Source organism: Bacteroides difficilis, assembly GCF_048319815.1.
Taxonomy (GTDB): domain Bacteria; phylum Bacteroidota; class Bacteroidia; order Bacteroidales; family Bacteroidaceae; genus Bacteroides; species Bacteroides zhangwenhongii.
In genome coordinates this window covers 2,428,517-2,442,606 of the sequence record NZ_CP182814.1, presented here as the reverse complement: position 1 = coordinate 2,442,606, position 14,090 = coordinate 2,428,517, and the positions used below count along the sequence as shown (strand labels likewise).

Genomic DNA, 14,090 nt, shown 5'->3' with positions numbered 1-14,090 from the left:
TACCATTTTTACGATTTTATAACAGATAACCGTTCTCGAAGTATAGAAAGTGCTTTCATAATATGCTTTTTCACTGCACTGGAAGTTACATCGAGAATCTCTGCTACCTCCTGATATTTCTTATTATTGAAATAACATTGTTCTAAAACAAATCGTGTCCGAGGAGGTAGTTCCGATATAATCTGTTTCACGATTCTGAGCCGTTCTTCATATTCTTCCGGAGTCATTCCCTCATCATCTTCCACAACATCCTGCAAATATTCCACATACTGGCGAGCCGCTTGATCATGCCGCAAATAGTCTATACATTTATTTCGCACGCACGAATACAAGTAACTTCCAATTGTAGCTCTCTCCAAACGCTCTATATTTTCCCACGCCTGTCCAAAAACATCCGATACAATATCACGACAAGTCTCCGAATCCTCCACGAAACCATAGGCATAGTAGAAGAGTTGGGAATAATATTTACTATATATCTTATCGAACTCCTCTATTGTTATCTTCAAATTCTTTTCATGCATCTTCATCAGCCCATTCGTTTGGAGCCAAAAGTACAAATTATAGATAAAAACTAAAATAAAAAAGCTTTTTATTTTTAAATCCTGTACTCATCTTTGTTCTATAATCTCTTATAATCCAAATGACTGGCAATCTCCCCTTTCTCTTTCCATCGAACAGCATTCCTTAAAACAACAAACTGTATTTTAGAGATAAACAAACATTTAAACTCCTGTTGTTCAACTACTAAAGTCCGATTTCCAATAAGATACCCCAACCGTTACACTCTAGTGAACAGATCTGCTCACTAGAGTGAATAGATCCGTTCACTTCAATGCAAAGAACTATTCACTGGAGTGAAATGGTTGATATGTCTATTAGAAAACGGAGAATAAAGGCTAAATCGCTTAAAAAATGCGGTAATCCGACACATAAACAGCCTTTAATTTAAGACAGAAAGGATAATACAAATCGTGTATGAGAGATAGCAGAGAAAGGAATGAGAGATAACGACATAGAGTATGAGAGATACAGATACATTAAAGTATCTCTCATAAAACAAACAACTAATTATCAATAGCTTATCATTATTTTATGAGAGATATGAGAGATGATTTTTTAAATCGTTTTAGTAATAGCTGAATTCAATTTGTAAATGCGACACCTCCTTATTTTATAAGTTCAATTTTTTCTTGAGCTGCTTAATCTTTCTAAAATTTTGTGCCTCTTTGGGTGATAAAAATCCCAATCTTTTTCTTGGTCTTTGATTAATTTCTAATGTAATTTCCTCTATATATTGGTGTGTAATATATTCGAACGAAATGCCTTTCGGTATATATTGCCTGACTAATCCATTTAGGTTTTCATTTGCTCCTCTTTCCCATGGGTGATGTGGTTTTGCAAAGTAAAAATCTATCCCTAATTCTTTCGCAATATATTGGTGGTCTGCAAATTCTGATCCATTGTCTGAAGTAATTGTATGTATTCGCCCTTTATATGGTCTCAATAGTTGCACGGTTGCTGCCGCCACATATTTAGCTTCCTTACTTGGCAACTTGTATGTCCATAGCCACCCAGTTTTTCTTTCATTTATTGTAAGAATAGCCCCTTTATTATTCTTTCCAATAATAGTATCCATTTCCAAATCTCCCCATCTCTTTTTTTTCTCCACAATAGCAGGTCTTTCCGAAATATCCTTGCGATTGGGAATACATCCTCTACTATTATGTGCGGAACCTCTCTTTCCATGCTTCCGCCCCTTTCTTCTAAGTGACCGATATAAATCCCCGCCTTTTCGTTTATCGTCCCATATCCACTGATAAAGCCTCTCCACGGAAACCATCGGGAAGCCTAGCCCCTTACATCTTCCTACTATTTGTTCCGGGCTATAATTCAGCTGGACAAGCATGGCTGTGGCTCTGGCCTTGACACACTCTGTGAATTTCTGTGGACGAATACGTTGCTCTTTACGACGTTCGTAACGATACTGTGCATAGTCAGCATCATAAGAGTCCGTGGGATTCCATTTATTGCGACATAACTCACGATAAAGGGTACTACGATGAATACCCAGCAAATGGGCTATTTCATCTTTTTTAATTCCTGCTTGCAGATACGCTTGTAATTTGTATCTTTGTCCTTCGGTTAATTGTTTCATCATGCGACTGATTTGGTAGGAGATTGAGGGAGCAAGATAGAAACTTTATTCCAAGGGAGAAGCAAGATGAAGATTTTTTTCATCCGCTTCTCTCTAAAAATATTTTTCTAAACTATATTCTCACTCAACTGTCGCATTTATAACTTGAACTTAGGATAACATCAATGATTCTGCAATGCCTCAATCAACAATGTTATATTGGCGGTGAACAATCTGACGGAAATAGCCAATAGAATGATACCAAAGAACTTACGAATAATATAGATACCACCTTTGCCGAGAAAACGCTCAACACGTCCGGTCATACTCACCACGAAATATACCCAGATCATATTCAGCACCAAAGCTATAATAATATTAATGCTTGCATATTCAGCACGGAGAGAAAGCAACGTCGTGAAAGCTCCAGCGCCCGCAAGCAGAGGAAAAACAAGCGGAACCAAAGTAGCCTCTTTGATAGGCCCCTGATTCTTAAAAATCTCAATATCCAGAATCATCTCCAAAGACATGAGAAAAATAACAAATGCACCGGCAACCGCAAATGACTCAATATCCACATGAAAAAGCTTCAACATCATATCACCCGCATAGAAGAACCCGATTAACAAGACGAAAGAGATGACAGTAGCTTTCATCGCATTTACATCTTTGCCTCTTTCTTTCAGGTTAATAATAATAGGTATAGAGCCGATAATATCTATTACGGCAAAAAGTACGATAAACGCACTGACCATCTGCTGCCAATTAAAGCCTGTGAACATAATTTCCTCCTTTTTTTCTGCAAATATACTCTATTTTTATGCATTCAAACAATAAAAAAAACAAAAAGAGAGGTCAGATGTTGACAGCAGTATCGTATTATGAGTAAATTTGTACGATTAACAAGAAATTACGACGTATGGAAACAATGTTCGACACTTTGCTCCAATTGCCTTTATTTCAAGGTCTTTGTAATGAAGATTTTACCAGTATTCTGGAAAAAGTAAAGCTACACTTTATTAAACATAAAGCGGGGGAGACCATCATTGAAAATGGAAGTGCTTGCACACAACTTTGTTTTCTATTGAAAGGAGAAGTTTCAATCGTCACAAATTCCCCCCAAAATATATACACAGTCATCGAACAGATGGAAGCACCTTATTTAATAGAGCCGCAGTCACTGTTCGGAATGAGCACCCATTACACCTCTTCTTACATAGCACATACAGAAGCGCATACTGTAAGTATCAGCAAAGCCTTTGTGCTCAGCGACCTGTTCAAATATGATATTTTCCGGCTTAATTATATGAATATTGTCAGCAATCGGGCACAAAATCTCTATTCCCGTTTATGGGAGGAACCGGCTCAGGACTTGAAAAATAAAATCATTCGTTTCTTCCTGCTACATTGCGAAAAAACACAGGGAGAAAAAATATTCAAGGTAAAGATGGACGACCTTGCCCGTTATCTGGATGACACCCGGCTGAATACTTCCAAAGCTCTTAATGAACTGCAAGACAGCGGTGTGCTTGAATTACGCCGGAAAGAGATCCTGATCCCGGACGCAGTGAAGTTAGTGAACGATTAGAAGTGGCTCTGCAATAAACGAAACAATTCGACTATTGCTAAATTTTTCACCACAGATTACACAGATTTTCACAGATTAACATTAAAAGTTCGTTTTAATAAAAAATCTGTGGAAATCTGTGTAATCTGTGGTAAGTCTTGATATATAACCAGGAATAATTGTCACTCCCACTCTATGGTAGCTGGCGGTTTAGAACTAATATCATAGGTTACGCGATTCACGCCTTTCACCTTATTAATAATATCATTTGATACTTTACCCATAAATTCATATGGCAAATGTGCCCAATCGGCAGTCATAGCATCGGTTGAGGTCACAGCACGCAATGCAACAGCACGTTCATATGTACGCTCGTCACCCATGACACCGACAGACTGCACCGGCAACAGAATAACTCCCGCCTGCCATACTTTATCGTACAGTCCCCAATCACGCAATCCTTGAATAAAAATATCATCCGCATCTTGTAAGATACGTACTTTCTCACGGGTAATATCGCCCAAAATACGTACAGCCAAGCCCGGTCCGGGGAACGGATGGCGGGTAATCAGATGCTCCGGCATACCCAATTCACGCCCCACACGACGAACTTCATCCTTGAACAACAAGCGAAGCGGCTCGCAAAGTTTCAGATTCATCTTTTCTGGAAGTCCGCCTACATTATGGTGGCTTTTAATCACCGTACCTGTAATAGATAACGACTCGATGCAGTCCGGATAGATTGTTCCCTGAGCCAGCCATTTTACATCCTTTATCTTATGAGCCTCCACATCGAATACATCGATAAAACCCTTACCTATAATCTTACGTTTACCTTCCGGCTCAGTCACGCCCGCCAGTTCCGAGAAGAATTTTTCGCTGGCATCTACACCAATCACGTTCAGTCCGAGACATTCGTAATCTTTCATCACATTCTTGAACTCATTCTTACGCAGCATGCCATGATCTACGAAAATACAAGTCAGGTTCTTGCCAATAGCCTTATTCAACAACACGGCAGCAACAGAAGAATCTACACCACCGCTCAAACCGAGCACAACCTTATCATCTCCCAACTGGGCTTTCAATTCAGCTACGGTACTTTCAATGAAAGAGGCCGGTGACCAGTCTTGCTTGCAACCGCAGACATCCACCACAAAATTCTTCAATATCTGCGTACCGTCTTCACTATGAAACACCTCCGGATGGAACTGTACGCCCCATACCTGCTCACCCTCTATCTGATAAGCCGCAATCTCTACTTTATCCGTCGAAGCGATCTTTTTGAAATTGTCAGGAATAGCGGTAATCGTATCACCGTGGCTCATCCATACTTGCGAGCCGTCACGCACTCCTTTCAGCAGCACATTATCTTTGCAGAAAGAAGCCAAATGAGCACGTCCGTATTCACGTGTACCTGCCGGTTCCACTTTTCCACCATTGGTATACGACAGATACTGCGCACCATAACAGATACCCAATATCGGATATTTACCGCGAATCTCACTCAAATCGACTTTAAACGCATCTTTATCGTAAACCGAAAAAGGACTGCCCGAAAGGATTACCCCTTTAATTGTAGAATCATCTTTGGGAAATTTGTTGTAAGGAATGATTTCGCAATATGTATCCAATTCGCGCACACGACGGCCTATAAGCTGTGTTGTTTGTGAACCGAAATCAAGAATTATTATTTTTTCCTGCATATAAATGGTTGGATTTTAAATAAATGATTTGCAAAAGTAGAAAAAAGTACGCAATCTATTATTAATAATAAGGAGAAAAATAAAAGGAGATTCACAGGATAATGCCCGGAATCTCCTCCTATTATTTTATCGGAATTAATCTCTCTTCTCTTTCAGCAAGTCACGAATTTCCGTCAACAGTACCTCTTCTTTCGTAGGTGCAGGAGGAGCAGGAGGTGCGGCAGGCGCTTCCTCTTTTTTCTTTGCCGTCAGTTTCGTAATCAGGCGTATAAATAAGAATATAGAAAAGGCAATAATCAGAAAGTCAAAGGTAGCCTGCAAGAACTGGCCGTAATCCAATGATACCGCAGGCGCAATCTCTTTGCCGTCGGCTCCAATCTCAGCCGCCTTCATTACCCATTTCAAATCCGTAAAGTTCACACCGCCAACCAGCAAGCCGATCGGAGGCATAATTACATTAGCAACCAGCGATGATACGATCTTGCCGAACGCCCCACCAATAACCACACCGACAGCCATGTCAATGACGTTTCCTTTCATTGCAAACGCCTTAAAGTCCTGTAAAAATGTACTCTTTCCCATCTTTTTTCAATATTTAATGTGAATTTAATATGCGAATATAAAAACATTTTTGTAATTTTGCACCGCATTTGAAAAATAAAACAAATGCGGAGACCGAGAGATATTTGAACAAATATTATAAAACCCTTAAAAGTTTAAACAAAATGATTAAAGTAGGTATTAATGGATTCGGACGTATCGGACGTTTCGTTTTCCGCGCTGCAATGAAGAGAAACGATATTCAAATCGTAGGTATCAATGACCTTTGCCCGGTTGATTACTTGGCTTACATGTTGAAGTATGACACAATGCACGGTCAATTCGATGGTACTATCGAAGCAGATGTTGAAAACAGCAAATTGATCGTTAACGGTCAAGCTATCCGTATCACAGCTGAAAGAAATCCGGCTGACTTGAAATGGAATGAAGTAGAAGCTGAATACGTTGTAGAATCTACAGGTTTGTTCTTGAGCAAAGACAAAGCTCAGGCTCATATCGAAGCTGGTGCAAAATATGTTGTAATGTCAGCTCCTTCTAAAGATGACACTCCGATGTTCGTTTGCGGTGTAAACGAAAAAACATACGTTAAAGGTACTCAATTCGTATCTAACGCTTCTTGTACTACTAACTGCTTGGCTCCTATCGCTAAAGTATTGAACGACAAGTTCGGTATCCTTGACGGTTTGATGACTACAGTTCACTCTACAACTGCTACTCAGAAAACAGTTGACGGTCCTTCTATGAAAGACTGGAGAGGTGGTCGTGCTGCTTCTGGTAACATCATCCCTTCTTCTACCGGTGCTGCTAAAGCTGTAGGTAAAGTTATCCCTGCATTGAACGGCAAATTGACTGGTATGTCTATGCGTGTTCCGACTTTGGACGTATCTGTAGTTGACTTGACAGTTAACTTAGCTAAACCGGCTACTTACGCTGAAATCTGCGCTGCAATGAAAGAAGCTTCTGAAGGCGAATTGAAGGGTATCCTGGGTTACACTGAAGATGCAGTTGTTTCTTCTGACTTCTTGGGTGACACTCGTACTTCTATCTTCGATGCTAAAGCAGGTATCGCTTTGACTGACACATTCGTTAAAGTTGTATCTTGGTATGACAACGAAATCGGTTACTCTAACAAAGTTCTTGACTTGATCGCTCACATGGCATCAGTTAACGCTTAATTAGAAGATTAACATATAAGAAACCGCTGCGGATAACCGTAGCGGTTTTTTTGTATTCATTTTATATATTGTTAAAAAGCAAGCTTTTATCCGCATAGTAAGCTACAATTTTAGTAGTTTTGTGTTCTTATGGAAAGATTATTAATAACATTGATACTAATTTGCAGCATGAGTAATATAATAAATGCCCAGAATCCTTTCTTCGGGCAGTACTTGACACCGCACGAAACCGTGCCTTTTGACCGTATAAAAACCGAGCACTATGAACCTGCTATTCTTGAAGGAATCAAACAACAAAATGCAGAGATAAATGCTATCATACAGAACCCGGAAAAAGCAGACTTCCGAAATACAATAGAAGCTTTCGAACAATCCGGAGAGTTACTGGACAGAGTTACCGCCGTGTTCGGCAATATGCTCAGTGCGGAAACCAACGATGACCTGCAGGCATTGGCACAAAAAATAATGCCGCTACTCAGCGAGCATAGTAACAATATCACGCTGAATGAGAAACTCTTTGCACGTGTAAAAGAGGTATACAACCAAAAAGAAAACTTACAGCTCAATCCGGAAGAAAGTAAGTTGTTGGAAAATGCCTATAACAGCTTCGTTCGTCACGGTGCTAATCTGGAAGGAGAAGCACGTGAAGAATACCGCCGGTTAACCACCGAGTTAAGTAAGTTGACACTGACTTTCAGTGAGAACAACTTAAAAGAAACAAATCGCTACCAAATGCTGTTGACGAAAAAAGAAAGTCTTGCCGGACTTCCCGAAATTATTGTGGAAGCAGCTGCCGAAACAGCGAAAAGCGAAGATAAAGAAGGATGGGCATTTACCCTTCACGCGCCAAGTTATGTTCCTTTTATGACCTATGCCGACAACCGTGATTTACGACAGAGGTTATACATGGCGTACAATACAAAATGTACGCATGACAACGAATTCAACAATATCGAGATCGTAAAAAAGATAGCAAATACGCGCATGAAAATAGCGCAATTGCTAGGTTACAAGGATTATGCGGAATATACGCTCGTAAAACGGATGGCCGAAAACAGCGAGTCTGTATACAAGCTGCTTAACCAACTGTTGGAAGCATACACACCTACCGCACAACAGGAATACAAAGAGGTACAGGAGTTGGCACGTAAAGAGCAAGGAGAGGATTTTGTCTTAATGCCGTGGGACTGGAGTTATTACTCCAACAAGCTGAAAGATAAGAAATTCAATATCAACGAAGAAATGCTTCGCCCCTACTTCGAACTCGAACAGGTAAAGAAAGGAGTATTCGGACTTGCAGAAAGGTTATATGGAATAACTTTCCGCAAAAACACGGAGATTCCTGTCTACCATAAAGATGTAGAGGCATTTGAAGTATTCAATAAAGACGGGAGATTCCTGGCTGTCCTGTATACTGACTTCCATCCGCGTCTAGGAAAACGTGCCGGAGCTTGGATGACCAGCTACAAAGATCAATGGATAGATAAGCAAACCGGTGAAAACAGCCGTCCGCACGTATCCGTTGTTATGAACTTCACCAAACCGACCGAAAACAAGCCTGCCCTGCTGACTTTCAATGAAGTAGAGACATTCCTTCATGAGTTCGGGCATAGCCTGCACGGTATGTTTGCCAACTCTACCTATAAAAGTTTGAGCGGAACCAATGTATATTGGGACTTCGTGGAGTTGCCTTCACAAATCATGGAGAATTTTGCCATAGAAAAGGACTTCCTAAATACATTCGCCCGCCATTATCAGACAGGTGAAGCCCTGCCTGATGATTTAATAAAACGATTGGTAGACGCTTCAAACTTCAATGTAGCATACGCTTGTTTGCGACAGGTAAGTTTCGGTCTGCTCGATATGACATGGTATACCCGCAATACAGCCTTTGAGGGGGATGTGAAAGCCTACGAGAAGGAAGCCTGGAAAAAGGCGCAGATATTGCCGGTCATCGAAGAAGCTTGCATGAGTACACAATTTTCTCATATCTTCGCCGGTGGCTATGCCGCAGGATATTACAGTTATAAATGGGCGGAAGTATTGGATGCAGATGCATTCTCCCTGTTTAAGCAGAAAGGAATATTCAATCGCGAAGTTGCCGATTCGTTCCGTAACAACATTCTATCGGAAGGAGGAACGGAGCACCCGATGGTACTTTACAAACGTTTCAGAGGACAAGAACCGTCTATTGACGCGTTGCTAATCAGAAATGGAATAAAGAAATAAGTATTAACTATGAAGAAGAGTATATTTCAAATAATAGGACTATTATTATTACTTCCTTTATTTTCAGGATGTAATGATTCGGATGATGTAGCCGCCATATTTACAGGAAAGACTTGGAAGCTAAACTATATCACTGTTGATGGAGGGCACGAGATGTTCGGCTTTTGGGAAAGTGAAGCGGAAAAGAAGAAAAGTATGGATGAACTTAAAAAAAATGGTACATATAATGTTATATTTGAGGGTACAACCGAAGATGATCTGATTAGAGGAAACATAAGAGGAAGCGTTATCACTTCGTATCCCCTTGCCGGAACCTGGAGTGCAAACGGCAAAGACAATAAATTCAAAGCCAATATCACGGAAGGAAAGGACGGAGGCGATAAACTTGCCAAAAATTTTCTGGAAGGTCTCAAGAATGCGACATCTTACGAAGGGGACAGCAAAAATTTATACCTTTTGTATAAGCCTACCGGAAGTCAGCAGACCTTTCGAATGGTCTTTTACGTTGTTAATCAGTAACTAATCCGACACACAATATGGACACAGAGAAGAAACAATCAGAACTTGACAAACGTTATATACGTATGGCTAGCATATGGGCGGAGAACTCCTATTGCCAACGCCGCAAAGTAGGAGCTTTAATCGTCAAGGATAAAATGATTATCTCCGACGGTTATAATGGAACGCCTTCCGGTTTTGAGAATGTATGTGAAGATGAAAACAACGTGACAAAGCCATACGTTCTGCATGCGGAAGCAAATGCGATCACCAAAATAGCACGTTCAAACAACAGCAGTGACGGTGCAACGATGTATGTCACCGCTTCTCCCTGCATCGAATGTGCCAAATTAATCATACAGGCAGGTATCAAACGGGTGGTTTACTCGGAGCATTATCGCCTGGAAGATGGAATAGAGTTATTAAAGCGGGCAGGAATCGAAGTTATCTATGCAGAACTGGATGAAAAGCCTGCTTCGGACAAATAATAAGATGAATAAATAAGACGAACGTTTTAAAAAAGGAATAGACATGAGTACAAAAAGCTCTTCACGTTTTACACCTGTCATCATAGCAATCAGCGTGGTAATCGGGATTCTTATCGGCACATTTTATGCCAAACATTTCGCCGGTAACCGTTTGGGTATCATCAATGGTTCCTCCAACAAGCTGAACGCACTATTGCGAATCGTAGATGACCAATATGTAGACACTGTAAACATGACCGACCTCGTAGAAAAAGCTATGCCGCAGATTCTTGCCGAACTTGATCCGCACTCAACTTATATCCCGGCACAGAACCTCGAAGAAGTCAATTCGGAGTTGGAAGGCAGTTTCAGTGGAATCGGTATTCAGTTCACCATACAGAATGACACTATTCATGTGAATGCAGTCATTCAGGGAGGTCCTTCTGAAAAAGTGGGACTGATGGCAGGCGACCGTATCGTCACTGTGGACGACAGTTTATTTGTCGGCAAGAAAGTAACCAATGAACGGGCCATGCGTACCTTGAAAGGGCCGAAAGGTTCTCAAGTGAAATTAGGAATCAAACGCATGGGAGAAAAAGAACTGTTGAACTTCAATATCACACGTGGAGATATTCCTCAAAATACTGTAGACGCCGCTTATATGGTGAACGATGATATCGGCTACATAAAAGTGAGCAAGTTCGGACGTACCACTCATGTAGAGCTGCTCAACGCATTGGCACAGTTGAACCATAAAAAATGCAAGGGGCTGATTATCGACCTGCGTGGTAACACCGGAGGATACATGGAAGCAGCTATCCGCATGGTAAACGAATTCTTGCCGGAAGGGAAACTGATAGTATATACGCAAGGCCGTAAATATCCCCGTGCAGAAGAATTTGCTAACGGCACAGGCAGTTGCCAGAAAATGCCGCTCGTCGTACTCATTGACGAAGGTTCCGCTTCTGCCAGCGAGATCTTCACCGGAGCTATTCAGGACAACGATCGGGGAACAGTTATCGGACGACGCTCGTTCGGCAAGGGACTTGTACAGCAACCTATCGACTTCAGTGACGGTTCCGCTATCCGTCTGACGATTGCCCGCTATTACACTCCGTCCGGACGTTGTATCCAACGCCCATACGAAAGTGGCAAAGACCGGAACTACGAACTGGATTTATACAACCGGTATGAGCATGGAGAATTTTTCTCACGCGACAGTATCAAGCAGAATGAAAAAGAACGCTATAATACCAGTCTGGGACGTACCGTATATGGCGGTGGCGGTATCATGCCGGATATATTCGTACCGCAAGATACTACAGGAGTCACTTCTTACCTTTCTACGGTTATCGGTCGCGGACTGACTATCCAATTCACTTTCCAATATACCGACAATAACCGGAAAAAACTCAGCGAGTACGAGACGGAAGAAGAACTGTTGAATTATCTCCGCCGTCAAGGACTGGTAGAACAGTTTGTCCGCTTTGCTGACAGTAAGGGAGTGAAAAGAAGAAATATCCTGATCCAAAAGTCGTATAAGCTGTTAGAAAAAAACATTTATGGCAACATCATCTACAATATGCTAGGGTTAGAGGCTTATCTTCAGTATTTTAACAAGAGTGACGCCACTGTCAACAAAGGTATTGAAATACTCGAAAAAGGAGAAGCCTTTCCAAAAGTACCGATAGCTGTAGAAGAGGAAGAACCGACCAATAAAGATGGAAAGAAAAAAGGAACTGCGTAAACATATAGCAACACTGAAGACACATTATAATTCAGTGTTGCGGAAGTCGCTATCAACCCAAATACTTGCCGCCCTCGAAGCCCATCCGGCTTTTAGGGCGGCAAGCACCGTTTTACTTTACTATTCACTGAAGGATGAAGTAGATACACATACATTTGTACAAAAATGGAGCAAAAAGAAACGTATTCTACTCCCGGTAGTGGTAGGTGATGATTTAGAATTACGGATATATACCGGTCCCGAAGACATGGCAACCGGAAGCTATGGCATAGAAGAACCGACGGGAGAATTATTTACCGATTATGCGACCATAGACTTTATCGCTGTTCCCGGAGTAGCTTTCGACCTGAAAGGAAACCGTCTGGGACGGGGAAAAGGATATTACGACCGGCTTTTACCACGCATACCGTCAGCCTACAAAGCAGGTATCTGTTTTCCGTTCCAATTAGTAGAAGAAGTTCCTGCGGAATCTTTCGACATCCGCATGGATATAATTATAACCATCAACGAAAAATAATATTTGTAATAACGGTAGCCCCCACTTTCGTGTTAAGCGCACGTATCAGCATTTCACGCCCCATCATCAACTCCTGCCGAAGAGCCGCAGAAGTGAGATGCACATACAAAGTCTGATTACGGATATAAAGATTGCTGGTATAAGTTGCCGCAGGTCCCAAGATTTTAGGCCAGGCATCCAACAATCTTTGTTCATTCAACGGAGACTCCAAACTCTCCTGACGAAGAAATTGCTGTATCAGTTTCCCTATCTGTTCAGCGTCATTACGTTTCATTGTTCAGCCTCCATTTCGCGAATGATTCCTTTTTCAACAAAAAACATCTTATAGTCACTGCCCACTTTATACAAAATGCGATCCAGATGTTCCCGATTCGTATCCGTAATAAAGATCTGCCCGAAATTATCTCCGGCAACCAATTTCACTATCTGCTCCACACGTGAAGCGTCCAGCTTATCAAAGATATCATCCAGCAATAATAGAGGAACGGTCCTTCCGGTACGTTTCAAAAAATCAAATTGAGCCAGCTTCAAAGCAACCAAATACGTCTTATTCTGTCCTTGCGAACCTTCTTTCTTGATCGGAAACTCCCCTAAAAGCATATTTAGTTCATCCTTATGAATTCCCCGCAAAGAGAAGCCCATAATCTTATCCCGTTCCCGGCTTTGCTTCAATACTTCCAACAAAGAAGCCTCCCGCGCATGGGAATCGTAAGACAGTCCAACCTGTTCCTTATCTTGAGAAATGAATGAATAAAAAGACTGGAATATAGGAATAAACTCTTTGATAAACGCCTCACGCTTCTTGAATACGACCTCACCGGCTTGTGCCATCATCTCCTCCCACACCAGAAAGAGTTCTTCTTCCACCAGCAGTTCGCTTTTCAGCAAAGTGTTGCGCTGCGTCAATGCTTTATTATAACGGATCAACGCATCCAGGTATTCCTTATCATACTGGGAAATCACCACATCCATAAACCGTCGGCGTTCATCACTTCCACCGGCAATCAGTTCTGAGTCGGCAGGCGACACCATGACCAGAGGCAGGAAGCCGATGTGGTCCGAAAAACGGCTGTATTCTTTCTTATTCCTTTTGAATTGTTTCTTCGAACGGCGTTTCATTCCACAATAAATCTCTTCGGGAGTTCCATCCTCCGCCTCATAGAAACCTTGAATAACAAAGAAGTCCTGTTCATGACGAATATTCTGAGAATCAATCGGATTACCGGAGCTCTTACAGAAAGATAAAAAGTACACCGCATCCAACAAGTTGGTCTTTCCCATTCCATTCTGTCCGAAAAAACAGTTCAGTTTAGCGGAGAATCCCAGCTCCACCTCTTCCAGATTCTTATAATTCAATATGGATATTCGTTTCAGTATCATTGTTTACACGTTAATTTGTTCACAAAAGTAGCAAGATTTTCGTGGTTTTCGGAGGTAAAATAAAAAAAGATGGCTCTAAATTTCATTTGTAGATATAAAAAAACTA

14 protein-coding genes are annotated in these 14,090 nt (G+C 41.3%); 7 read left to right on the top strand and 7 right to left on the bottom strand.

Features of this window, described 5'->3' with window-relative positions; all coding sequences use genetic code 11:
• Window positions 1–8: 8 nt before the first annotated feature.
• The 3 genes from ACNOGP_RS08985 to ACNOGP_RS08975 all read right to left on the bottom strand — a co-directional run bounded on the left by ACNOGP_RS08985 (window position 9) and on the right by ACNOGP_RS08975 (window position 2,919).
• A complete protein-coding gene (locus ACNOGP_RS08985; RefSeq protein WP_143865477.1) occupies window positions 9–530 on the bottom strand; it encodes an RNA polymerase sigma-70 factor in 522 nt (173 codons plus the stop codon).
• A gap of 644 nt (window positions 531–1,174) precedes the next feature.
• Window positions 1,175–2,161: an IS30 family transposase gene (locus ACNOGP_RS08980; protein WP_195477624.1), complete on the bottom strand. Its 987-nt coding sequence runs from the start codon at window positions 2,159–2,161 to the stop codon at window positions 1,175–1,177.
• A gap of 158 nt (window positions 2,162–2,319) precedes the next feature.
• Window positions 2,320–2,919 (bottom strand): MarC family protein, encoded by a 600-nt coding sequence (locus ACNOGP_RS08975; protein WP_143865478.1) that lies wholly within the window; start codon window positions 2,917–2,919, stop codon window positions 2,320–2,322.
• Between the two features lie 137 nt (window positions 2,920–3,056).
• Here ACNOGP_RS08975 and ACNOGP_RS08970 point away from each other — a divergent pair, with 137 nt between their 5' ends.
• On the top strand, window positions 3,057–3,725 hold the full coding sequence (locus tag ACNOGP_RS08970) for a Crp/Fnr family transcriptional regulator (RefSeq protein ID WP_007765079.1): 669 nt from the start codon (window positions 3,057–3,059) through the stop codon (window positions 3,723–3,725).
• Window positions 3,726–3,886: 161 nt separating this feature from the next.
• On the opposite strand, the gene guaA is transcribed toward ACNOGP_RS08970, so the two are convergent.
• Window positions 3,887–5,410, bottom strand: coding sequence for a glutamine-hydrolyzing GMP synthase (gene guaA, locus ACNOGP_RS08965; protein WP_143865480.1), 1,524 nt, complete (start codon window positions 5,408–5,410; stop codon window positions 3,887–3,889).
• A 135-nt stretch (window positions 5,411–5,545) separates the two neighbouring features.
• On the bottom strand, window positions 5,546–5,992 hold the full coding sequence (mscL, locus tag ACNOGP_RS08960) for a large-conductance mechanosensitive channel protein MscL (protein WP_007757250.1): 447 nt from the start codon (window positions 5,990–5,992) through the stop codon (window positions 5,546–5,548).
• A gap of 143 nt (window positions 5,993–6,135) precedes the next feature.
• On the opposite strand from mscL, the gene gap reads away from it, so the two are divergent.
• From gap to ACNOGP_RS08930, 6 genes are all read left to right on the top strand, one after another.
• Window positions 6,136–7,146 carry a type I glyceraldehyde-3-phosphate dehydrogenase gene (gene gap, locus ACNOGP_RS08955; protein WP_007765077.1) on the top strand — a complete coding sequence of 337 codons (1,011 nt, stop codon included), beginning with the start codon at window positions 6,136–6,138 and terminating at the stop codon, window positions 7,144–7,146.
• 168 nt (window positions 7,147–7,314) lie between these two features.
• Entirely contained in the window at window positions 7,315–9,375 is a 2,061-nt protein-coding gene (locus ACNOGP_RS08950) for a M3 family metallopeptidase (RefSeq protein ID WP_418214597.1), read from the top strand.
• A gap of 9 nt (window positions 9,376–9,384) precedes the next feature.
• Window positions 9,385–9,894, top strand: coding sequence for a DUF4847 family protein (locus ACNOGP_RS08945; protein WP_418214596.1), 510 nt, complete (start codon window positions 9,385–9,387; stop codon window positions 9,892–9,894).
• Window positions 9,895–9,911: 17 nt separating this feature from the next.
• Window positions 9,912–10,361: a dCMP deaminase family protein gene (locus ACNOGP_RS08940; RefSeq protein WP_186966823.1), complete on the top strand. Its 450-nt coding sequence runs from the start codon at window positions 9,912–9,914 to the stop codon at window positions 10,359–10,361.
• Between the two features lie 43 nt (window positions 10,362–10,404).
• Window positions 10,405–12,087 (top strand): S41 family peptidase, encoded by a 1,683-nt coding sequence (locus ACNOGP_RS08935; protein WP_143865487.1) that lies wholly within the window; start codon window positions 10,405–10,407, stop codon window positions 12,085–12,087.
• A 37-nt stretch (window positions 12,088–12,124) separates the two neighbouring features.
• Window positions 12,125–12,604 (top strand): 5-formyltetrahydrofolate cyclo-ligase, encoded by a 480-nt coding sequence (locus tag ACNOGP_RS08930; RefSeq protein WP_229092525.1) that lies wholly within the window; start codon window positions 12,125–12,127, stop codon window positions 12,602–12,604.
• Here ACNOGP_RS08930 and ACNOGP_RS08925 read toward each other — a convergent pair.
• Entirely contained in the window at window positions 12,591–12,878 is a 288-nt protein-coding gene (locus tag ACNOGP_RS08925) for a DUF721 domain-containing protein (RefSeq protein WP_007765066.1), read from the bottom strand. The genes ACNOGP_RS08930 and ACNOGP_RS08925 overlap by 14 nt on opposite strands.
• Window positions 12,875–13,984 carry a DNA replication/repair protein RecF gene (gene recF, locus ACNOGP_RS08920; protein ID WP_418214595.1) on the bottom strand — a complete coding sequence of 370 codons (1,110 nt, stop codon included), beginning with the start codon at window positions 13,982–13,984 and terminating at the stop codon, window positions 12,875–12,877. Before recF ends, ACNOGP_RS08925 begins: the two co-directional genes overlap by 4 nt.
• Window positions 13,985–14,090 lie beyond the last annotated feature (106 nt).